The organism is Gemmatimonadaceae bacterium, from assembly GCA_019637445.1.
In the GTDB taxonomy this organism is placed as follows: Bacteria; Gemmatimonadota; Gemmatimonadetes; order Gemmatimonadales; family Gemmatimonadaceae; genus Pseudogemmatithrix.
In genome coordinates, this window is sequence record JAHBVS010000001.1 from 1,771,200 (window position 1) to 1,794,043 (window position 22,844).

At 66.5% G+C, this 22,844-nt stretch carries 18 protein-coding genes; 11 read left to right on the forward strand and 7 right to left on the reverse strand.

The genetic code is table 11. From position 1 onward, the window contains the following. Window positions 1–21 precede the first annotated feature (21 nt). Window positions 22–390 (reverse strand): GxxExxY protein, encoded by a 369-nt coding sequence (locus KF709_07985; protein ID MBX3174338.1) that lies wholly within the window; start codon window positions 388–390, stop codon window positions 22–24. A gap of 141 nt (window positions 391–531) precedes the next feature. On the opposite strand from KF709_07985, the gene KF709_07990 reads away from it, so the two are divergent. Next, window positions 532–1,056, forward strand: a complete 525-nt coding sequence (locus KF709_07990) for a DinB family protein (GenBank protein MBX3174339.1) — start codon at window positions 532–534, stop codon at window positions 1,054–1,056. A 129-nt stretch (window positions 1,057–1,185) separates the two neighbouring features. On the opposite strand, the gene lpdA is transcribed toward KF709_07990, so the two are convergent. After that, window positions 1,186–2,595 carry a dihydrolipoyl dehydrogenase gene (lpdA, locus tag KF709_07995; GenBank protein MBX3174340.1) on the reverse strand — a complete coding sequence of 470 codons (1,410 nt, stop codon included), beginning with the start codon at window positions 2,593–2,595 and terminating at the stop codon, window positions 1,186–1,188. 11 nt (window positions 2,596–2,606) lie between these two features. Beyond that, complete coding sequence (gene odhB, locus KF709_08000; protein MBX3174341.1) at window positions 2,607–3,977, reverse strand: 2-oxoglutarate dehydrogenase complex dihydrolipoyllysine-residue succinyltransferase; 1,371 nt, start codon at window positions 3,975–3,977, stop codon at window positions 2,607–2,609. Between the two features lie 30 nt (window positions 3,978–4,007). On the opposite strand from odhB, the gene KF709_08005 reads away from it, so the two are divergent. From KF709_08005 to KF709_08030, 6 genes are all read left to right on the forward strand, one after another. After that, the gene (locus tag KF709_08005; GenBank protein ID MBX3174342.1) at window positions 4,008–5,051 is read left to right on the forward strand and encodes a zinc-binding dehydrogenase; all 1,044 of its coding nucleotides are present in this window, start codon (window positions 4,008–4,010) and stop codon (window positions 5,049–5,051) included. Further along, window positions 5,044–5,268, forward strand: coding sequence for a hypothetical protein (locus KF709_08010; protein MBX3174343.1), 225 nt, complete (start codon window positions 5,044–5,046; stop codon window positions 5,266–5,268). Before KF709_08005 ends, KF709_08010 begins: the two co-directional genes overlap by 8 nt. 26 nt (window positions 5,269–5,294) lie before the next feature. After that, entirely contained in the window at window positions 5,295–6,512 is a 1,218-nt protein-coding gene (locus tag KF709_08015; protein ID MBX3174344.1) for a hypothetical protein, read from the forward strand. Between the two features lie 36 nt (window positions 6,513–6,548). After that, the gene (locus KF709_08020) at window positions 6,549–7,262 is read left to right on the forward strand and encodes a mechanosensitive ion channel (GenBank protein MBX3174345.1); all 714 of its coding nucleotides are present in this window, start codon (window positions 6,549–6,551) and stop codon (window positions 7,260–7,262) included. 332 nt (window positions 7,263–7,594) lie between these two features. Beyond that, window positions 7,595–10,114 (forward strand): DNA gyrase subunit A, encoded by a 2,520-nt coding sequence (gene gyrA / locus KF709_08025; GenBank protein ID MBX3174346.1) that lies wholly within the window; start codon window positions 7,595–7,597, stop codon window positions 10,112–10,114. Between the two features lie 2 nt (window positions 10,115–10,116). Next, window positions 10,117–11,292, forward strand: a complete 1,176-nt coding sequence (locus tag KF709_08030) for a hypothetical protein (GenBank protein ID MBX3174347.1) — start codon at window positions 10,117–10,119, stop codon at window positions 11,290–11,292. A 92-nt stretch (window positions 11,293–11,384) separates the two neighbouring features. Here the strand turns inward: KF709_08030 and KF709_08035 are convergent, their stop codons facing one another. The 4 genes from KF709_08035 to KF709_08050 form a co-directional block, all read right to left on the reverse strand. After that, window positions 11,385–12,557: a hypothetical protein gene (locus KF709_08035; protein ID MBX3174348.1), complete on the reverse strand. Its 1,173-nt coding sequence runs from the start codon at window positions 12,555–12,557 to the stop codon at window positions 11,385–11,387. 49 nt (window positions 12,558–12,606) lie between these two features. Further along, the gene (locus tag KF709_08040; GenBank protein ID MBX3174349.1) at window positions 12,607–13,260 is read right to left on the reverse strand and encodes a thioredoxin domain-containing protein; all 654 of its coding nucleotides are present in this window, start codon (window positions 13,258–13,260) and stop codon (window positions 12,607–12,609) included. Window positions 13,261–13,727: 467 nt separating this feature from the next. Beyond that, window positions 13,728–14,294 carry a sigma-70 family RNA polymerase sigma factor gene (locus tag KF709_08045; protein ID MBX3174350.1) on the reverse strand — a complete coding sequence of 189 codons (567 nt, stop codon included), beginning with the start codon at window positions 14,292–14,294 and terminating at the stop codon, window positions 13,728–13,730. Window positions 14,295–14,447: 153 nt separating this feature from the next. After that, window positions 14,448–15,746, reverse strand: coding sequence for a PQQ-binding-like beta-propeller repeat protein (locus KF709_08050; protein ID MBX3174351.1), 1,299 nt, complete (start codon window positions 15,744–15,746; stop codon window positions 14,448–14,450). Window positions 15,747–15,887: 141 nt separating this feature from the next. Between KF709_08050 and KF709_08055 the strand changes: the two genes are divergently transcribed. From KF709_08055 to KF709_08070, 4 genes are all read left to right on the forward strand, one after another. Next, the gene (locus KF709_08055; GenBank protein MBX3174352.1) at window positions 15,888–17,141 is read left to right on the forward strand and encodes a hypothetical protein; all 1,254 of its coding nucleotides are present in this window, start codon (window positions 15,888–15,890) and stop codon (window positions 17,139–17,141) included. Window positions 17,142–17,265: 124 nt separating this feature from the next. After that, a complete protein-coding gene (locus KF709_08060; protein MBX3174353.1) occupies window positions 17,266–18,423 on the forward strand; it encodes a hypothetical protein in 1,158 nt (385 codons plus the stop codon). A gap of 117 nt (window positions 18,424–18,540) precedes the next feature. Beyond that, window positions 18,541–19,692 carry an efflux RND transporter periplasmic adaptor subunit gene (locus KF709_08065; protein ID MBX3174354.1) on the forward strand — a complete coding sequence of 384 codons (1,152 nt, stop codon included), beginning with the start codon at window positions 18,541–18,543 and terminating at the stop codon, window positions 19,690–19,692. 18 nt (window positions 19,693–19,710) lie between these two features. After that, a complete protein-coding gene (locus tag KF709_08070) occupies window positions 19,711–22,833 on the forward strand; it encodes an efflux RND transporter permease subunit (GenBank protein ID MBX3174355.1) in 3,123 nt (1,040 codons plus the stop codon). Window positions 22,834–22,844 lie beyond the last annotated feature (11 nt).

The window sequence follows — 22,844 nt, forward strand, 5'->3', positions numbered from 1 at the left end:
GACACGGAGACACGGAGAACTTCAGCGCACCATTCGTTTGATGCCGTCCTTCAAGACAGGCTTATGGAAGTTCAGTAGATAGCCGACTTGGTGGCCTGTGAGTCTTAGGTATGTCAGGAGCTGGGCTTCGAAGACGGGCTCGTGTCTGATGACGCTCTTCACTTCGACCACGATTCGATTGTTTACGATGAGGTCTATGCGGAGCAGGCCGTCGAGGGTGATGCCGCGGTACTTCAGGGGGATGGGCACTTCGCGATGGACCCGGAACCCTCGCCACTCCAGCTCGATTCCGAGACACCTCGAGTAGATCGACTCCAACAATCCCGGCCCGAGCGTGCGGTGCACGGAAATGGCAGCGCCGATGAGTCCCTCACAGTCCCGCTCCAGCATCCGGCAGTTCTCCGTGTCTCTGTGTCTCCGTGGTAAACCATTCGAACCGACCAAGCGTACACTGGATGAGTACGACCACGAGAAGCATCAGCCCGCAGAGAGTGGTACTTTCTCGCGCACACACGAGTACCGGGAACACCTATGAGCGCACACCGCCGGATACGGCCGCAGGCAGACGAGTACAACAAGTTCTATGCGGGCTACATCGCGCAGGTCCCAGATGGGGACATCGTCGAGGCGCTGATTGGCGGTGCCGAGATCGCCGCAGCGCTGCTCGGCGACCTGCCGGACTCCGTGGCCAATCGGGCCTACGCGCCAGGGAAGTGGACCGTCAAGGAAGTCCTGCTGCACGCCACTGATGCCGAGCGGATCTTCACGTATCGGGCGCTGCGCATCGCGCGCGGTGATACAACGCCGCTGCCGGGCTTTGACGAGAACGCCTACACCCCCCTGAGCGGGGCCGCGTCACGCACCATGGAGTCCATCCTCGACGAGTTCGAGTCCGTGCGCGAGGCGTCGGTCACGCTGTTCACCGGGCTGCCCGCCGAGGCCTGGACGAGGAAGGGGACGGCGTCCGACAGCCCCGTCACCGCACGGGCGATTGCGTGGATCACGGCAGGGCATCTGCTCCATCATCTCGGGGTGATTCAGGATCGATACCTCTAGGATGAAGGATGGAGGATGAAGGATGGAAGTGAACGGCAACTACAACGGCAACTGCGCGACGTGATAAAGGGCGGCAACCGATGGTCGGTGCCGCCCTCTTTCATCTTCCATCCTTCATCCTTCATCTCCCTACATGTGAATCGTCCGCCCCAGCGCCCCCAACGCCGCTTCCTTCACCACCTCGCTGAGCGTCGGGTGTGAGTGCACCGTCTCGCCCACGTCGTCGGCGGTGCCGCGGTACTCCATCGCGAGCACGATCTCGCTGAGTAGGTCGCTCACGTTCGGGCCGATCATATGGCAGCCGAGGATCTCGTCCGTGCGCGCGTCGGTCACGAACTTCACGAAACCTTCCGTGCTGCCCATCGTGCGGGCGCGACCATTCGCGCTGAACGGGAACTTGCCGACCTTGTACTGACGGCCGCTGGCCTTCACTTCGGCCTCGGTCATCCCCGCGCTGGCAACTTCGGGCCAGGTGTACACGACGCCCGGCATGTTGTGGTAGTGCATCTTCGCCTTCTTGCCCGCAATCACCTCGGCGGCGATCACACCCTCTTCCTCGGCCTTGTGCGCGAGCAGCTTGCCGCCCGTGGCGTCGCCAATTGCGTAGACGTTCGGGAGGTTGGTCCGCATCTGCGCATCCACGGCGATCTCGCCGCGCTTGCCGAGCTTGAGGCCCAGCGCCTCGGCGTCGATGCCCGTGAGCGCCGGCTTGCGGCCGATCGAGATCAGTACGTAGTCGGCGCCGAAGGTGCGCGCGTCGCCGTTGGTGCCCGTGCCGACCACCACGCGCTGGCCCTCGCGGTGCCCGCCGGTCACCTGCGTCTTCGTGTGAATCTCCAGGCCCTGCTTGCTGAAGATCTTCGTCGCTTCCTTGATGACGTCGTCGTCCATGCCCGGCAGGATGGTCGGCGCGTACTCGATCACCGTGACCATCGCGCCGAGGCGGCGCCACACGGAGCCGAGCTCAAGGCCGATCACGCCGCCGCCGATCACGATGAGGTGCTTGGGCACCTCGGGGATGCGCAGCGCGCCCACGTTGGAGAGCACGCGCTCTTCATCGAAGGGCAGGAAGGGCAAGCCCATCGGCACGGAGCCGGTGGCGACGATGACGTTCTTCGGGCGGTAGGCCGTGACATTGCCGTCGATGCCCTTCACCTCGACCACGTTGTCCTTGCGCAGCGTGGCCACGCCCTTGGCCCAGGTGACCTTGTTCTTCTTGAACAGGTACTCGACGCCCTTGGTGTTCTGCGAAACCACATCGTCCTTGCGCTTCATCATCTGCGCGAGGTCCAGCTGCACGCCGCTCAGGCGAATGCCGTGCTCCTGCGCGTGCTTGATGGCGAACTCGTAGTGCTCGCTGGAGCCGAGCAGCGCCTTCGACGGGATGCAGCCCACGTTGACGCAGGTGCCGCCGAGGGTCTTGTCGAACTCGGCGCAGACGACCGTGAGGCCGAGCTGCGCGGCGCGGATGGCGGCCACGTAGCCGCCGGGGCCGCCGCCAATGACGAGGACGTCGGGATTCAGGTTCTGGTCGGTCACGGGAGGGAGGGCTAGTCGTCGATGAGCATCGACGCCGGGTCTTCCATGAGCTCCTTCACCCGGACGAGGAACAGCACGGCCTGCTGGCCGTCGATGATGCGGTGGTCGTAGCTGAGCGCGATGTACATCATCGGGCGGATCTCGACCTGGCCGTCGATGGCGACGGGGCGGTCCTGGATCTTGTGCAGCCCGAGGATGGCGACCTGCGGATAGTTGATGATCGGCGTGGAGACCAGCGAGCCGAACACGCCACCGTTCGTGATGGTGAACGTGCCGCCGGTGAGGTCGTCCATCGTCAGCTTGCCGTCGCGGGCGCGCTTGGCGACGGCGTTCATGGCGCGGCTGAAGCCGACCATCGAGAGCCGGTCGGCATCCTTGATGTTCGGCACGACGAGCCCAGCCTCGCTGGCCACGGCGATGCCGAGGTTTACGTAGTGCTTGTAGACGATGCTGTCGCCGTCGATCTGCGCGTTCACCACCGGATACGCCTTGAGCGCCATCGCGGCGGCCTTGGCGAAGAAGGGCATGAAGCTGAGCTTCACGCCGTGCTCCTTCTCGACGCGCTCCTTCATCCGCGCGCGGACGGCGGAGACGGCGCTCATGTCGATCTCATTGAACGTCGTCAGGTGCGCGGTGCTGTGCTGTGCGTTGAGCAGGTTCTCGGCGATGCGCTTGCGGCGCGTCGTCATCTTCTCGCGCGTCTCACGCTCGCCGGGGGCGCGCGGGGCGGGGGCCGGGGCGGCCGGCTTTGGCGCCGCAGTAGCGGGGGGGGCGCTCGGGGCGGCTGCCTTGGGGGCCGGCGGCGGCGCGGCAGCGGGGTCGCTGGCCTGCGTGGACGACGGCGTGGATCCGGTGGTGCGGCGCTCGAGAGCGTCGACGACGTCAGGCTTGGACACCACGCCACCACGGCCGGTGCCCTGCACGGATGAGAGGTCGAGCCCGTTCTCGTTCGCAAGCTTGGAAGCCGAGGGTGCGGCGCGGACTTCGCCCGAGTTACGGGGCGCGGGCGCGCTGCCGATGGCGGCGGTGGACGGCGGCGTCGGAATCCGCGGCGGCGTCTGCGGGACGGGGGTGGCTGCGGGCGGGGCTGACGGGGCGGGTGCGGCCGGGGCCGGCGCGCTCGCGGCGGGCGCCGCCGCGCCGCTGCCGGCATCGCCGATATGCCCCAGCGTCTCGTTCAGTTGGACAACATCGCCTTCGCGCTTGACGCGCTTCTGCAGCACGCCGGCATTGAGCGCGGGCACTTCGACGGTGATTTTATCGGTCTCAAGCTCGACGAGGGTGTCGCCGACCGCGATGGCATCGCCCTCCTGCTTGAGCCAGCGGGATACGGTCGCCTCGGTGATGGACTCGCCGAGGGGCGGCACCTTGATCTCAATCATGCGCGAAATATAGAAGCCGGGAGGAATTCAGTGCGAGCGTTGACCATCGATGCACATGGCGGGTTGGAGCAGATTCGGTTCCGTGAGGATGTGGCGGAGCCGGAGCTGCGTGCTGATGGCGACGTGCGGGTACGGATGCGGGCGGTGGCCCTCAACCGCCTCGACTTATGGACGATTGGCGGGCTTCCGGGCATCACGATTGTGCCCCCCTGGGTGCTGGGGGCGGACGGGATGGGCGTGGTCGAATCCGCGCAAGGCGATGCGGGCGGGCTGAAGGCCGGCGACCGGGTAGTGGTCAACCCTGGCATCTCCTGCCGACAGTGCGAGTGGTGCCAGCGAGGCGAGCAGTCGCTCTGCGTGCGATTCGGCCTGCTCGGCGAGCACCATCCGGGGACCTTTGCGGAGTACGCGGTGCTGCCGGCGGCGAACCTTCGCCGCATTCCGGACTCCGTGCCGGATGACGTCGCGGCTGCCTACACCTTGGCCACGCTGACTGCCTGGCGGATGTGCGTGACGCGCGCCGCCGTCCGCGAGGGCGAGGACGTGCTGATCTGGGGCATCGGCGGCGGGGTGGCGCAAGCCGCACTGCGCATCTGCAAGGCGCGCGGCGCGCGGGTCTGGGTGACGTCGTCGAGCCCTGACAAGCTGACGAAGGCCGAGGCGCTCGGGGCGGACGTGCTGATCAACCACGCCACTGAGGACGTGGGCCGCGTGGTTCGAGAGAAGACCAAGCGGCGCGGCGTGGACGTGGTGATTGAGTCCGTGGGCGAGCAGGCCTGGGACGCCTCGTTGATGAGCCTGACGCGCGGAGGTCGGCTGGTGACCTGCGGCGGGACCAGCGGACCGTCGCTGCGGATGGACGTGCGGCGGCTCTTTTGGTATCAGTGGAGCATCATGGGTTCGACGATGGGGAACGACGCCGAGTTTGATGCCGTGACTGCCGAGCTGGCGGCCGGACGGCTGTGGCCTTCCGTAGATGCCGTGTATCCGTTGGCCGAGGGGCGGGAGGCCTTCGCCCGGATGGAGCGCGGCGAACAGTTCGGCAAACTCGTGCTGAAGGTGAGCGATGGCTGAGAAGGCGCAGTTCACGCCCGAGGAGGAGCGCGAGGTGCGCGAGGCCTACGGCCGCGACGGTCACGCTGAATGCCCGCGCTGCAAGGTGCGGATGCACGAGCGCGAGATCGGCGGCGGCAGCTTCGGATTGGGCTACGCGCGGCATCGCGAGTGGTTGCTCTGTCCGCAGTGTCGGCGCAGCGTGCTCTTTGACTTGAAGCGCGGCACACGGAACTGAAGGGCGGTCGCTACATTATCACGCGGATGCGATCACTCCTCCGCGCACTGTCCGCCATCGCGCTCACCGCCTTCGTTGCGGGAGCCCAGCAGGAGCCGCCCCCGCGGCTCGACTTCTCCACCGACACCGTCGAGGAAGCGCCGCGTCAGGACCAACTGACGAGTTCGGCGATGCGCACGGCCTTCGTGCGCAACCAGACGATCCTCGGGCTGTTCGTGTACGGGCCCGCCTTCGCGACGATGGTCGGTACGGAACCCGCCACGCGAATCGCCGGCTACATGGTGATGGCTGGCGGCACGTTCTTCGCCGCGAACGAGACGGCCCGCCAATTCGCCATCACGCCGGCGCGGCAGGTGCTGTCGTCGCGGATGGCTTGGCGCGGCGGCGCGGCTGGGTTGTTCCTCTCCGGTGCCTCACGGATGCGCGAGGGCGAGGCGGGTGCGCTCACGTTGATTGGCGCGCTGGGTGGTGCGGGTGCCGGTATCGGCATCGGTGGCGGGCTGACGGAGGGTGAGGCCCAGTCGATGGTCGTCGGCCACGACATCTCGGCGGCGTCGGCATTCGCGCTGATGTACGTGGTGGATCCTTACGATTCCGACGGAACCGGAACGAGCGATCAGCTGCGCGTGATGATTCCGACTGCGGCGGGCCTCGCGGGCTACGCGCTGGGTCGGCTCTATGCGGGCCGCGCCAGCTATGAGGTCACGGCGGGTGATGCGCAGTTGCTGTGGCTTGGCGCAGCCATCGGCGGCACCTTGGCCGGTACGGCAGTCGTAGAATCGGACCCCGGCGCGCAGACGATCGCCGGCACGCTGCTGGTCGGTGGACTCGCCGGCGTCTGGGCTGCGGACCGTCTGCTTGTGCGTCGTCTCGACCACTCGCGCGCCGATGGTGCGTTCATCTCGCTGGGTGCTGGTGCGGGCGCGCTGATGGGTATCGGTGTCGGAGTGCTCGTGTCCGGCAACGTCGAGCGTAGCTCGGCGCCGACCTTGGCCTTCGCGGCGCTGGGTGGCGCGGCCGGCATCTGGCTCACGGAGCGCTATGCGCGCCCGCCAGCGGACCAGGGTCGTCGGATGGAGGTCGGCGCCGCCGGCGTCCGCGGACGACTGGGCCCCATCGGCCCGGCTGGCGCCCGTGGCGACGACTCGCGCGGCTTGCCCAGCGCCGAGTTCAACCCGATCGGCGCGCTCGCCGCGGCCAGCGGCGCCAACGGCCTGCATTCGATCCTGCGCATCACGTTCTAGTTCGTCCACATTCCCATCGTCCTCCCCTGAGGACCCATGACATTCCTCGACAGACTGACTGACAGCCTCGCGCGGCTCTGGGAGTACATCCCGGCGCTCTTCGGCGCGGCGGTGGTGCTCACGCTTGGCTACCTGATTGCGCGGCTCGCCCAGCGCACGGTGATGCGCCTGCTGCGCCGCGTGCACTTGAACGAGACGCTGGCCCGCGGTGGCATGACGGCGCCGCTTGATGCCTCGGGCACGCCACTGACGCCGACGCGCGTGGTCTCAAACGTCGTGTTCTGGTTCATCCTGTTCACGGCGATGCTGCTGGCGGCGGACACGCTGGGCATCGACTACCTCGGCCAGGCGTTCAGCGAGCTTGTGAGCTACGTGCCGAGCGTGATCGCGGCGGTGGTGATCGTGATCCTCGGCATCGTGCTGGGTGACTTGGTGGCGGCCCTGATCTCTGCCTCGGCCTCGGCGCTGACTGGGAGCACGATCCTCGCGCGCGTGGGCAAGGCGGGCGTGGTGCTATTGGCGGTGTTCATGTCGCTGCAGGAGCTGGGCGTGGCGACGGGGATCGTGACGACGGCGTTTGCGATCATCTTCGGCGCCGTGGCATTGGCGCTGGCGCTCTCCTTCGGGCTCGGCAACCGTGAGCTCGCCGGTGAGGTCACCCGGCGGGCCTACGAGCAGTGGCGTGCCGAGCGGGATGCGGTGCGCAGGGCGCAGGCGGATGCGGAGCCTCCTTCGGTGGACGGGCCTTAAGGGCGAACTGCTTTGCCACAGAGGCACAGAGACACAGAGGGGTCGGCGCGGTTCTCAGGCGTCGCTCGCCCTCTGTGTCTTTTTCTTTGGGGGTCCGCCCAGCCGGCCTTGGCGCTGAGTCGTGGCAGTTGCAGTTCCCCCAAGAAGTTGCCGTTGCAGTTGCAGTTCGCCGTTGTGGTTCCTCTGTGTCTCTGTGCCTCTGTGGCCAAAAAATATCAAGACACAGAGACCCAGAGAATCACACCGTCTTTTCTGTTGTTTCCCCCTCTGAAATCGGCTAAATTTCGGGGTCTGCCGCACCCCGCGAAATCAGCCCCTCTGAGCGAGCGAAAATGACCGCACCGAACAACCGGGAACGGATCCTTCCGCGCCTGATCCAGGACGAGGTCCGCGAGTCGTTCATCAACTATTCGATGAGCGTCATCGTGAGCCGTGCGCTGCCCGATGTGCGCGACGGCCTCAAGCCCGTGCACCGGCGCGTGCTGTATGCCATGAACGAGCTGGGGCTGGTGCCGGGGCGGCCGTACAAGAAATCCGCGACCGTCGTTGGTGACGTTCTCGGTAAGTACCACCCGCACGGTGACCAGTCGGTCTACGACGCCCTCGTGCGCATGGTGCAGGACTTCTCGCTGCGTTATCCGCTGGTGGACGGCCAAGGCAACTTCGGCTCCGTCGATGGTGACCCTGCGGCCGCGTATCGCTACACCGAGTCGCGGCTCACGCGCATCGCCGTCGAGATGCTCACCGACATCGACAAGAACACCGTCGATTTCGCGCCCAACTTCGACGACCGGCTCGAGGAGCCGACGGTGCTGCCGTCGGCGTTCCCTAGCCTCCTGGTGAATGGCTCGGCCGGCATCGCCGTCGGCATGGCCACCAACATCCCGCCGCACAACCTGCGCGAGGTGGCCGCCGCGGTCGTAGCGATGATCGACAACCCGGACCTCGAGGTGGACGAGATCCGGAAGCTCATCAAGGGCCCGGACTTCCCGACGGGTGCGTTCATCTATGGGCGCGCCGGCATCAAGGACTACATCGAGACCGGTCGCGGCAAGGTCGTGATGCGCGCGCGTGCGGTGATCGAGGAGAAGGAATCCTCGAACAAGTCGCAGATCGTCGTCACCGAGCTGCCGTACCAGGTCAACCGCGCCAACCTCGTGATCAACATCGCTGAGTTGGTGCGCGACAAGAAGATCGAGGGCGTGAGCGACCTGCGCGACGAGTCGGACGCGAACACGCGCATCGTGATCGAGCTCAAGCGCGACGCCATCCCGAAGGTGGTGCTGAACCAGCTGTACAAGCACACGTCGATGCAGACGACCTTCGGCGTGATCATGCTGGCGCTGGTGCCGGACCCGGTGACGCGGCGCTTGGTGCCGAAGGTGATGCCGCTCAAGGAAGTGTTGGGGCACTACATCGCGCACCGCCACGAGGTCATCGTCCGCCGGACGCAGTTCGACCTCGACAAGGCCAAGGAGCGCGAGCACATCCTGGAAGGCCTCAAGATCTGCGTCGACAATATCGACGAGGTGATCAAGGTCATCCGCGCGGCCGAGGACACGCCGCAGGCCAGCGAGCAGTTGCAGAGGCGCTTCAAGCTGAGCGAGCGGCAGGCCGAGGCCGTGCTCAACATGCGCCTCGCCAAGCTGACCGGGCTTGAGATCGAGAAGCTGGAGGAGGAGCTCAAGGAAGTCCGCGCGACCATCAAGGACCTGCAGGCCCTGCTCGACAGCAAGCCGAAGCGGATGCAGGTGATGAAGGACGAGCTCGCGACGCTGGTGCAGACCTACGGCGACGAGCGGCGCACGGAGATCGTGTCCGACGAGGGCGAGTTCTCCGTCGAGGACCTCATCGCCAACGAGGAGATGGTCGTGACCATCTCACACGCGGGCTACATCAAGCGCACGAACATCTCGACCTACCGCAAGCAGCGGCGCGGCGGCGTGGGGACCAAGGGCACGGAGCTCCGCACGGAGGACTTCGTGGAGCACCTGTTCGTGGCGCAGACGCACGACTACCTGCTCGTGTTCACGCACGACGGGCGCTGCTTCTGGCTGAAGGTGCACGAGATCCCCGAGGGCGCGCGGGCGGCAAAGGGCAAGCCGATCGTGAACCTCATCAACGTGACGCCGGACACTACGGTGAAGGCGATCGTGCCGGTGAAGCAGTTCTCCGAGAACGAGTACCTGATGTTCGCGACGCGGAAGGGCACGGTGAAGAAGACCGCGCTCTCCGAGTACTCGAACGTGCGCTCGACGGGCATCAAGGGCATCAAGCTCGAGGAGGGCGACGAGCTGGTGGACGTGCAGATCACGGGCGGCACGAACGACGTTGTGCTGGTGACCAAGCACGGGCTGAGCATCCGCTTCCACGAGCAGGAGGCGCGGCCGATGGGCCGCGATACCACCGGCGTGCGCGGCATCAACCTGGCCGACGATGACAAGGTGGTCGGCATGGTCGTCGTGAAGCGCGAGGCCTCGCTGCTTGTGGTGACCGAGCTGGCGCTAGGCAAGCTGACGAACATCGAGGAGTACCGCGTGCAGGGCCGTGGCGGGAAGGGCATCCTCACGGTGAAGCGCACGGAACGCACCGGCGATGTGGTCGGCCTGCTCGAGGTACTGCCCGAGGATGGGCTGATGCTCATCACGCGCGGCGGGCAGTCGCTGCGCTGCGCGGTGAATCAGATCCGCGAGACCGGTCGCGTGGCGCAGGGCGTGCGACTCAAGGACCTCGAGATGGGCGATGTGGTGGCCGCGATCGCGCGCGTGGTATCGGACGACAAGGAAGACGGGGCCGTCGATGGTGGATCGGACGGACCCGATGAACAGATTGAGCTGAGCGCTCAGGAGTAGCGATGAACACGACGGCGGTCCCATCCTCGGCGGTGCGGGCCGCCGTGGTGTTTCTGTCCCTGGCGTCGGCTGCGGTGGCGCCGGCGGTGGCGCAGCAGCCTCGCGCGGCGCGCGCACTGCCCGCGCACAACGCCGAGCTCGAGGAGCCTTGGACCGGTCCGCTGCAGTTGGTCGAGCTGCGCAACGGCAGCATCCTCGTGCACGACGGCCGTGAGAAGCGGATGGCCGTCGCGAACTTCGCGACGCAGGAGCAGCGCGAGGTGTCGAAGGAGGGCGGCGGCCCCACGGAGTACCGCAGCGTGATCGGGATGTGGGCGATGCCCGGCGATTCCGTGCAGGCGCTGGACCTGTTCCAGCAGCGGATGCTGGTGCTTGATCCGACGGGGAAGGCGATTGGCACGCGCCCGCTACCGGGGGCCGGTGACCCCATGGCGATGATGAACCAGCCGATGACGCGGCACATCGACGCGCAGGGCCGCTGGTACGGGCAGCAGATCGCGGTGTCGTTCGAAGGTGGCCGGATGAGTATGTCCGACTCGGCGGTGCTGGTGCGCACGCATCCGGCGACGATGAAGCGGGACACGCTGACGCGGATTCCGACGTTTACGACCGCACCACAGTTTTCACCGCAGCAGATCCGGATGGTCGTGCCGGGCTATCCGCCACTCGACGCCTGGGGTGTGTTCCCGGACGGGCGCGTGATCGTCGTGCGTGGGCGCGGCTATGTGCCGGAGATCTATCCCGTGGGTGCGGCGATGAAGCGTGGATCGGCATTGCCGTACGTGCGCATGCCGGTGACCGCGGCGGACCGAAAGGCGATGATGGATTCAGTGCGGCGCGCGATCGATGAAGGGATCCGGCAGGCGGCCGGGTTCGCCGGTGCCGGCGCGGCAAACATCCCGCCAATCGAGCTCGTGGAGCCCGATCCTTGGCAGTCGGAGCGTCCGCCGCTCACGGCGGACGCGATTCGGGTGGATCCGCGTGGTCGTGCCTGGGTGCCCGTGTTCGATCGTACGCCTGGGCAACGCTTCGACCTGCTGGACGCCGAGGGCCGAATCGTCGACGCGATCAAGCTCCCGCCGGGGATTCAGCTGCTAGGGTTCGGGGCGAACAGCGTGTACACGGCACGGAAGGATGAGGATGACCTGCTGTACATCCGCCGGCATCCGCTGCCGTAACTAGTGCGCGCAGAATTGCTCCACGATGGCTGTAGGCAGTTGCAAAGCCCCGCGATCCCTACGTCGCCTGGAGGCGCTTTGTCCGAGATCGCCTAGCGTGCGACGGGTGCTGGGAGGGTTCGACGTTCCAGCGTTTGTAGGTCGTCCTCGTCCGAAAGGGCAAGCAGCACGTGAGTTCTCGTTACTGCCACCACGCGAGCGTTTCGCTCGAACCGCACCTGCGCGATGAGTCCCGAGTCAAGGTTCACAACGTCATATAGCGAAGGCTTCCCGAACTCTACTGTCCGGCGAATCCAGACATCGCCGAGAGGAGAGATCGTGGTTGCGCCCGCGAGAAACGGAGGAAGCACGGCCGGCCAGTTACGGGGCTCCTCGATAGCCTCTCGTTGCATCGAGCTTGAGGCGCGTCCGCCGCGAGTGATGATTGTGGCCGGTCGCGGGGCGCGTTGCTCTTCCAACCATGCGCGCCGGTGATCAGCGGATACTGCAACTCGCGTCGCGGTCAACGTATGAATAGACGTTGTCCGGCCTTCCTCCACGACTCTCAGTTGATAGGGAAACGGGGTAAGAATCGCGACTCGCCCGCGTGCATCGACGGCCCATTCGGTTGAAGGCTCAAATGGCTCTGGTGCGAGGCGGGATGTGCCGGACCCCGCGACCGAGTTGCCGATGACGACAGGATTCGCCGGAAGACGAAACGGAGTCGTTGCCAGCGTGTCCGCCTCGCAGCGGTTGCGCCATCGCTCGATGGCGGTCTCTGGAACGGCTTCGCGCACTCCGTTCGTGCGCGTCGCGATGGGCGGACCTTGCGTGAAGAATCGTCCATCAGCGAGGACGAAACGAATCGTAGTTGTTCGCGCGCTGCCGAGACATGTACGACCTCCTGCCTCTCGCCACTGGCCCGACACGCGGCCGGCTGCGTCGACTTCGATGACACGCGAGCCAACACGATCAACAATCAGCACCCCCCCCAATCCATCTGCAACAAGGCGGTACGCAATCATCGCTTCGGATGGTCCGCTGCCGCTACGGACGAGCTGCTTACTGCCTGAAAGGTCGCGCTCCACGATTCGAACTTCGGCATCGATTGGATCGTGCACGACAATGCGTCCGTCCGCCAGCTCCACAACGCCCGCAATAGCACTGAAACTCACGCGGTTGCCTGACTCGGCCTTGGTCATGTCAACCACGGCCGCCTGCGCGCGCGCGTCGCCACTGTGCAGTCCGAGGATACCAAGAAGCACGGTCGCGGCTGCACGACTCACACGCAGGCGCGCATCCGAGCGGAGCTCTCGGCCTCCAGCGATCTGCGACTCACTCGGTTCCTTCGGCAAGACTCAGCCTCCCTCGCTTGGATTCACCGAGCCAACGAGACAACCGACTGGCCGACGGCGGCACGCCCAAGAGGAATCCATTGACCACAAACGTCGGTGTCGCGTTGATACCCCAAGCAAGCGCCTGATTCCTTGCAGCATCAACCCGCTCTCGCACCCTCGGTTCCGACAGGCACGCGTCAAACCCCGGAAGATCCGGCACACCGGCATCAGAGCCCAATTCGCTCCAAGAAGCAATGCCGAACTCTCGTTGGCGCATTAGAGCAACGTCCACGAAGGCTCGCAGCACACCCTGCTCCGCGGCGCACTCCGCCGCTACCGCAGCCGCGACGGCAAAGCGATGTCCTCGAAGTGGAAGGTGAACCACTACGTGCGAGTAAGCTCGATCCGCATTCTCAGCTACGAACCGAGCGAACTCTGATTCGTGGTACTGCCTGCACGCGGGGCATTCCAGGTCGACGAATTCGACAATCTTCAGTGCCGCCGTGGAGTCTCCAATCTCCAAACCGACTGCGCGCGCTTGTTCCCACCAGGCGACCTGTCTTGGCGCCGAAGTGTCGCGCCCCGTTGGTCGAGGAGCCAGCTCGCGCCAGACGACAACCGCCGTCAAACACACAGCGGTTGTCGTCAGCACGATCGTCAGGGCCCGGTCTAGGCGCGATGACATTCTGTTTCGCCCCTGGCTGCCGGAGGAAAATTAGTCTGCGGCAGCCTTACCATGGATCTGAAAGGCACACAAGCGCACCACTCTCAAAGCAAACCGCGGCCTCCCATGCAGGGCATGACGAGTTGCAGAGAATCGCCCAGTCTTCTTCGTCGCCGTTCTGGCAGTTGTAAGCAGGAATCGGATCACCGCATGCCAATGTCGCGGCTTCTGACGCTTCTGGTGAAGAGGTGAGAAGTGCAAGTGCGGCAATCACCACCACGAGCGATGAACGTGCAACACCACTTCTGAGCATACGGCCTCCGTGAAGGATAGAGTGGCGTGGCCGCTCGGTTAGCTGCAACTGGACCGAGGTAGCCACCAAACGATTTGGCCTCTGTTGTGGAATCCGCACCCGCGCCGAGGCCGCCACGAGCCTCCTAGAGAGCATCCAGATGTCAAATCGGGTTAGTGCGAGATTCCTCGCGCGAATCTTCGAGCACCCCCGGACGCACCCGGCGGGCCGTCCTACCGCGCCGGCCTCGAAGATTCTTCTTCGCATGGGCCAAAGTGGCTTTGACCGTCTCTGGACTGCGTCCGAGCATTTCCGCGACTTGCTTGACGGACATCCCGAATCCGTGATGTGCCACCACGACCGTACGCTGTCTAGCGGGAAGCTGCATGACGAGATCGAGCAACTCGTCTTCCTGGGTATCACGGGCGTGAGCGGATTGGACGCTGGTGTCAGGGGGTAGTGACTCGTCGCTGATTGCCTCCGAGAGTTCCGCGCGGCGCTCGCGCCGTCTCTTCTTCCACTCTCTACTAAGGACCGATCGTCCGACCGCTAGGAGCCAACCAACAAAATCGCCGTCGCCTCTAAACGAAGACCGGCGCTGCCATGCAATGAGCCAGGTCTGCTGGACAAGGTCCTCGACGTCGTCAGCGTCTGCGGCCCAATAGAGCGCCGCCCGTCGAAGCGCGCTCGATCCCCGATCCGCCTCTGTGGTAAACATCGACTCGTCCATACTCACCCGCGCCGAATCTGCGGAAAGACAGGGTGCTGGCAGGCTGGTGCAGTTTCTCGAACGCCCTCAAGCATTGCACCGTGCGCGCGGTACGCACAAGAGGCTCGCGTGCCCTAGGCTCATCGAGGAATAGTTGTTCAACGGCAGAGATTGCTACCGAATCGCGTACAGCGTCCCATCCGTGCTGCCGACGTAGAGCACGCCGTCGACGATCGTCGGCGACGACAGGATCGACCCGACCGTGTACATCGTCCGCATCCCCATCACCATGCCGTCGAGGGTGCGGTCCGGATACATCCGCCCGGACTGAAAGCGTCCCGTGCTGTCCACCCAGGGCGCGAGGTTCGCCCGCGAGCCGTCGGTCTGGAATTGCGCGACGATGTTGCCGCCCGTGAGATCCACGGCGTGCAGGAAGCCATCGCTGGTGCCGTAGTAGACGCGGTTTCCGGCAATCGACGGCGACGAGAACGACACCGCGTTGTTCTGCAGGTCAAAGCGCACCGCGCCCGTGCGCGCGTCGAGCGCCTTGAAGCGCGTGCCATCGCTGGTGGCGAAGTAGACGACACCGTCGCGCAGCGCTGGCGAGCCAATCGTCCACCCACCGCGATTGTCGTGCACCCAACGCACGGCGCCCGTGGCGGCATCCACCGCGTGGAACTTGCCGTCGCGGCCGCCCACGAAGACCATCCCGTCCGCGACCGCCGCCGAACTGGCGATGCCAATCTGATTGTAGATCGTGGTGTCGTTGCCCGTGGTGTAGCGCCAGCGCTCGGCGCCCGTGCGCGCGTCGAGCGCGTAGAGATTGCGGTCCCAGCTGCCGATGTACACGGTACCCTGGTGCACGGCCGGCGTGGCGTGGATGACATCGCCGGCAGCGAACTTCCAGCGCAGCGCGCCGGTCGAGGCGTCGAGCGCGTAGACGTGCTGGTCGCCACTGCCGATGTAGAGCACGCCGTCGACGATGGTGGGCGAACTCAGGAACACGTCGAAGGGATCGGGCATCCGCTCCGTGCGCGGGATGGCGCCGTGGATGCCGGGCGCGGTGAATCGCCGCTCGCCCTGGGTCTGAAAGCGCCAGCGCTGCGTGCCGGCCACGGCGTCGATGCCGTACACATTGCCATCGAGCGAACTCACGAAGACGAGCCCGTCGTGTACCGCGGGGCTCGATGCCACCGGGCCGCGTGTGGCGAATCGCCAGCGCTGTTCGCCGCTGGCCTTGTTGATGGCATAGACGAAGCCATCGCCGCTGCCGATGTAGACGGTCTCGCCGGAGACGGCCGGCGACGACAGGATGTGGGCGCCGGTCTTGAAGCGCCAGGCGACCGTGCTGAGCGCTGGGGCCGGCGAATCATAGATGCCGGTGTGCGCCGGGTTGCCGCGGAACATCGTGGGCTGCGCCGCGAGCAGGACAGGGACGGCGAGCAGGGGAGCGATCGGGAGGAGGAGTCGCATTCCTAATTGAGTGGCTGGGGACTCAGGTTTGACCGAACCGGCCCGCCGAGGGTTTCCCGGGGCGAGGCAACGCTGAGCGACGACGCGGTGACCAAATCCTCGTAGCTTTCGCCCAGTCCCACTCATCTACGGAACCGAGACATGCGACGTTTCCCCTCTCCATTTGCCTGCGGGCTGGTCGTGCTCGCCGCCAGCGCTCTTAGTGCGACAGGAACCCAGGCCCAACAGGGCGTCCGCAGCCTGCCTGCGCCCGACAAGACCTTCGAGGAGCCGTTCAGCAGCATCGGAGCGGGCGCCTTGTACGAAAAGGCCGACGGCCGGGTGATTGTCGCCGACCCTCGCGACAAGATCATCTCGCTGGTTGACCTGCTGCGCGGCAGCAGCCAGTCGATTGGCCGGGAGGGTAGCGGTCCCGGCGAGTTCGGCATGCCGCTGCGCGTCTTCGGCGCCCCGGGCGACACCGCCTTCGTCTTCGATCCACTCAACTCGCGCTATCTCGTCATCGCGCCGGACGGCAAGCCGTCTGACTCGTTCCGCGTGGAGATCGAGTCGGGATCGTCGGCACCGGGTGGCATCCGCATTGGCGGGATGTCGATGGCCCGTACGTCCGATGCGCGCGGTCGTCTCTACACGGAGGCGCCGAGCATCACGATGGGACCGAACGGCCCGCAGGGCGCGGACTCCACGGCGCTTGTGCGCTACGACCGCGGCACGAAGCGGCTGGACACCTTGGGTTATGTGGCCGTGGTGAAGCCCGAGGTCAGCGGCGGCGGCGGTGGTGGCGGCGGGAACGTCAGCATCCGCATCGGCGGCGGAAACCCACTATCGCCGCGCGACGAGTGGGCGGTCTTCCCCGACGGCCGCGTGGGCATCGTGCGGCACAACCCGTTCCGCGTGGAGTTCGTGATGCCGGACGGCAAGAAGGTGTCGCCGGCGCCGTTCCGCTACACGCCGGTCCGCATGACGGCCGCCGACCGTCGCGAGGAGGAGCGCCTCCGTGAGGTGACGCGCCAAAACTCGATGATGATGTCGGTGACGAACGAGAACGGCCGCACGAGCCGTTCCGCGCAGATTGGACCCGGTGCCAACGCTCCGCCGCTTCCCCCGCTCGACAATTGGCCGGAGTTCAAGCCGCCGTTCCGTCCGGGCCAGGCCAGCGTGTGGGCGCGTCCGAACGGCGAGCTCTGGATCCGCCGCCTCGAGGCCGCCGGTGCCAAGGGCACGCTATATGATGTCGTGAACCCGGCCGGCGCGGTCATCATGCAGGTCCGCCTCCCGGAGGGCGTGACGCTCGTGGGTTTCGGCAAGAACACGGTCTATACGACCACGACCGACGAGGACGGGCTCGTGTACCTGCGTCGCCACACGATCGGCGAGACGCCGTTGCGCGGCTAAGGTTGGTGTTCGTCAGCGAGTGACAGTCCGCGGGGCGTCGGGCAGAACCAGGCTCGGCGCCCTGCTTTCATTAGATGTCGGTGAAGCGTATTGACCGACCGTGAACCGAACGACAGATACGAGCATGCAACGACGATTCCTGCTGGCCCTCGGTACAGCCATTCTGGTCGCCTGTGGTGGCGGCGATGCTGCCGACCCGTCCGTGGTGCGCGCCGATTCTGCTGGCGTGCGGCTCATTACGTCGACGGGACCCGACAAGCCGCTGGGTTGGAAGTTCGATACCGTGGGCGTGCTGCGGGATTCGGTTGGTGAGCCGTGGCTGTTTACGAATGTGAGCACGAGTGATGTGCTCACCGACCGCGCGGGTCGCGTGTACGTGCTCGAACGCGAGCCGGCGGTGCGTCGTTTTGGGCGCGATGGAAAGTATGAACGTTCGTTCGGTCGGCGCGGCGGAGCGCCGGGGGAGATGCAGCTTCCCTTCCTGATGCGGCAGCAGGGGGATTCAATCGCCGTGCTGGATCTGGCTCGGCAGGCCATCGTCCGCTGGGATCCGGAGTTTGAGCCCATCAGCGACATTCGGTTGGATGGCGCGTTTGCCGACGTCAGGGACTTCAGCTTCCGGCCCGGCGGCGTCTGGTTGCTTCGTCAGTACCAGGCCGACTCGGCCACGGTGAACAGCTTCCATCTCGATTCGGGTAGCACCTCGCCCTCGTTCAAGATTTCGCGTCCGACCCCGAGGATGGTCCAGGTGTCTTGTTCGGGCGGCTTGAACTTCAGCGCGCCGTTTCCCCCGTTCTTCTCGCCCGCCATCCAGTTCGACGCATCAGGTGGCCGCGTGCTCGTAAACGTCGGGCCAGGCTATGACCTGCAATTGATTGAGGGCACGCGCCACATTGCGCGTATCCGCCGCGATCTCGTGCCGCGAGCACCAACCGTCGACGATGTACGCGCGCAGTTCCCGGATGGCATGAAGATCCAGTTCGGCGGCAGTGCCGCGTGCACACTGGATCTCGAAGCGCTCATCGCGTCGGCAGGCATCGCTGAGTGGCTTCCGTTCGTGACGGGAGTCGCCCTGCTCTCCGATGGCACGATGTGGGTGAAGCGCTCGGGCAACGCCAAGCCCGTTGTTCTCGATGTGTTCGACTCCGACGGATCCTACGCCGGCACCCTCACGGGCCACAGCCTGCCCGTCGGCCGCCTGCCCACCGGCGAGGTGCTGTTTCCTGTCGACGACGAGGACTCCGGCGGCGTCGTGATCGCCCGCGTACAGATCAGCAAGTGACCTAGGCCGGGATAGCAACCCTCCGCTGGCGCGGAGGGTCAAACGGGGCGCAGCTTCAGGGGCGTCGCGACTGATGTCTCCACCATTTCCTGATTCCCAGAACCCACTCGCATCGCCATGAAGGCCCTTCGACTTCGCCATAGCCTGCTGTTGCTCGCGACCCTCGCCGTCGCCACCGCCTGCAAGAAGGACGGCGATGCCGCCGCCGCGGATGCCGCTGCGGCCGACTCCACCGCCGCGAACGAAGGCGGCTCGAGCAGCAGCTCAGTGTCGCTGCCGGTCGTCGCTGGTGAAGTCGCCGATGCCGACCTCGTGCTCACCATCAACACCACGGGCCAGGTTCGCTCGGACGCCGAAGGACGTATTCGCGCCGAAGTGGCTGGCACCGTCGAACGCGTGATGGCGCGGCCCGGACAGCGCGTGCAGAAGGGCACGCCGCTCGTGCAGCTCGACCCGCGCCCGTTCGACCTGGATCTCGCGGAAGCCGAGGTCGCACTGAAGGTCTCGCAGCAGCAGTACGAGGATCTCTACCGCCCCGACTCGGCGGCCACGGGCGTGATGCCCTCGCAAGTGCGTCTCGATGCTTTCGTGATTCGCTCCGGTCTGGCAGCCGCACGCGTGCGCCTGGACCGCGCAAAGCTCGCCCGCGAGCGCGCGACTATCGTCGCGCCGTTCTCCGGCACCATCGATCGCATCAATACGGTGGCCGGTGACCGCGTGAACGCCGGTCAGGAACTCGGGCAGATCGTCGACCTGCAGAACCTGCGCATCGAGGCGGCGGTACTGGAGCACGACCTGCCGTTGATCCGCGTGGGTGGTGAGGCGGCCATCACCAGCGCCGCGATTCCCGGCGAGGTGATTGCCGGATCCGTGGCGGCAATCCTGCCGATGGTGGACAGCACCACACGCGCCGGTCGCGCCTTCGTGCGCGCGTCGGGCACCGGTGGCAAGCTGCGGCCCGGGATGTACGCCGACGTGCGACTCGAGGCGCAGCGCCTGGAGAACCGCCGCGTCGTGCCGGCCCGCGCGATCATCGAGCGCGACGGGCGCCCGCTGGTCTTCGTGGTGAAGGACGGTCGCGCGCAATGGACCTACGTGCTGCCCGGCCGCAGCAACGGCCGCGAGACGGAGATCCTGCCGGACTCGGTGAGCGGCATCATCCCGGTGAATCCGGGTGACCAGGTGATTGTCGAAGGACACCTCACGCTGACGCACGATGCGCCGGTGCGGGTCGTGGCGGCGCGCGAGCGCACGCCCGGCGGCAACTAAGCGCCGGACCAGGACACCATGTCGCTCGTCTCCAGCGCCGTCCGTCGTCCAGTGACGACGGTGGCCGCCACCCTGGCCATCGTCTTGCTCGGCAGCGTCTCGCTCACGCGCCTGCCCGTCACGCTGCTGCCCGACGTGACGCTGCCCGTGCTCACGGTGCGCACCACGTACGCAGGCGCGGCCGCCGAGGAAGTCTCGCGATTCGTCGCGGAGCCGATCGAGGCAACCGTGGCGGCTACGCCGGGCCTCGTGGAGCTGCGCTCCGTGAGCCGCAACGGTGAGGCCGTGACCACGATGCGCTTTGCGTGGGGCACGGACATGCCCACGACCATCCTCACGGTGCGCGAGAGACTGGACCAGGCCCGCGCACGGCTGCCCGAGGGCGCGGCGCGTCCGACGCTGCTCACTAGCGACCCGGGTGAGCGCCCGATCGCCGTCATCGGTCTCACCGGCCTCAACGACCTGCGGCTCCTCGGCCGCACGGCCAACGACGTGCACGCGCGACGCCTTGAGCAGATCAGCGGTGTGGCGTCGGTCGCCGTGGTCGGCGCGCCGGAGGACGAGATCCGCATCGAGGTGGATCCAGAGCGCATGCGTGCGCTGGGGCTATCCACCAATGATGTGGCTACCGCGGTGCAGGCGGCCAATGCGAACGGCGCGGGCGGCACGATTCGCCGCGGCCAGTTCCGCTTCTCGGTGCGGGCGCTGACGGAATTTCGGCAGCTCGACGAAATCGCCGAGACGCCGGTCGGACCGGCGACGGCGAACCTGCGCCTGCGTGACGTGGCGACGATCACGAGCACGTTGGCCGAGCCACGCACGCTCACGCGGCTGGACGGCGGTGCGGCCGTTGGGCTCGTGGTCTACAAGGACGCGGGCTCGAACACGGTCTCGGTGACCAAGGACCTGCGCGAGGTCATCGACCTGCTGCAGGGCGAGTTCCCCGACATCCGCATGCACGTGGTGGCCGCGCAGGCCGACTTCGTGGTGGACGCGCTGTCGAACCTCGGGCAGGAGATCTTCATCGGCGGCGCGATGGCGCTGATCATGATCCTCGTGTTCCTGCGGCACGTGCGCTCGTCGGTCGCCATCGGCGTCATCCTGCCGCTCTCGGTGATGATGGCGCTGGTGTTCCTGCAGCTCTTCGACGTGACGGTGAACGTGCTCTCGCTGGGTGGTCTCGCGCTCGGCGTGGGCCTGCTCGTGGACAACGCGATCGTCGTGGCGGATGCGGCAGGGAGAAAGGTTGCCGACTCGGACCTTCCGATGGACGAGGCGGCGATGGTCGCCACCGAGGAGGTGGCGGGGCCGCTGATTGCCGGCACGCTCACGACGCTGCTCGTCTTCGGTCCGATCATCTTCGTGAAGGGTCTCGCGGCCGCGCTGTTCCGCGACCTCTCGCTGGCGGTGGTGCTGTCGACTGGCGGCTCGCTCATCCTCGCGCTCACGCTGATGCCGGTGATGATCGTGGGCCGTCGCAAGAACGCAGCGAAGGCCCACGAGAAGGCTACGCGCGAACCCGGCCCGATGGAGAAGCGGCTGCTCGACATCGGCGAACGCTTCGCCCACGTCTACGAGCAAGGGATGGAGTGGTCGCTCTCGCATCCGCGCGCGATGGGGATGGCGGGGCTGGCGATGGTCGGTGTGATGGTGATCTCGATGTGGCGGATGCCGAAGGAGATCCTGCCGCAGGTGGACGAGGGAATGGTCGTCGCCGCGCTGGCGCTGCCGGAGGGCACGGCCATTGAGGAGACGGTCCGCCAGGCGAGCCGCATCGAGGCAGCAGCCAAGGCGCTGGGTTCGATTGGCATCTACTCACGCGTCGGCATCGCCACGGACGAGGAAGTGCTCTCTGGCGCCGAGCCGGGAACGTCGGCGACGGGTCAGCTCCTTGTGCCTGTTCCCGACGGCATGGCCGCGGCGGACTTCGCACAACGGCTGCGCAACGCCGTCCCTGACCTCGCCGACGCCGGCCTGCTGGCGCTGGACTTGGCCGGTCAGTCCGAGTTCGGCTCGCTGATCGGCCGCGAAGGCCGCCTGGTGCGCGTCGAGGTGAGCGCGCGCACGCTGGCCGAGTCGCAGGTCTGGGCGGATTCCGTGCGCCGGCAGATGTCGCAGCTCACGACGCTGAGCGATGTGCGCGACGCCTACAGCAGCACGCAGCCGCAGATCGAAGTCTCGCTGGAGCGCACGCGGCTGGCAGAGCGTGGGATCGGTGTGCAGGCCGTGCTGCGCGCGCTGCAGGGTGGCCTGGGTGGCGTGGATGCCAGCGAGCTGCGCGAGACCGATCGCCGCACGCCGATCCGCGTGCGCTACGCGGGCAATGCCAACGAGGATCTGCAGGTGGCCTTGGCCACGCCCGTGAACGGCGTGCCGCTCAGCCAACTGGTCACCTATAAGGAAGTGCGTGCGCCGATCGAGGTCGTGCGCGTGAACCAGCGGCCGGTGAGCATCGTTGAAGGACTTATCGAGGAGGGCGGTACGTCGCGCGCCACGAAGGATGTGCAGACCCTGCTCGCGGGCTTCACGCCGCCGGCGGGGCTGACGTGGACGGTGACCGGCGCCGACGTGGAGCAGCGTCGCACGACCGAGCAGTTGGCCTTGGTGGCCATTCTCTCGGTCGCGCTGGTGTTCCTCGTGCTGGCTGGCGAGTTCGCGTCGTTCACCATCCCGATGGTGGTGATGATCACGGTGCCGCTCGCGGCCGCTGGCGGCCTGGTGTTCCTCTGGGTCACGGGGCAGAGCATCAATGCGGTGTCGTTGATCGGCATCGTCGTGATGATCGGTATGGCCGACAACGAGGCCGTCGTGAAGCTCGACGCCATCCGGCGCTTCCGCGAGGAAGGGCATTCGGTGCACGACGCCGTGCTGCTCGGCGGGCGCCAGCGCCTGCGGGCCATCACGATGACATCGTTGACCACCATCTTTGGTGTGCTGCCGCTGGTCTTTGGTATCGGCAGTGGTGGCGCGCTCTACCAGCCACTGGCCGCCGCCGTCATCGGTGGCGCGATCGGGGCACAGTTGGTGACGTTCTTCCTGCTGCCGGTCGCGTACGCGCAGCTGGAGCTCTGGAAGGAGCGGCGTGAGGCGGCCGCGGCTGCGCGTGAGGGCCTCTCCGGCGCCAAGGAAGTGATCGCGTGATTCGCTGGGCG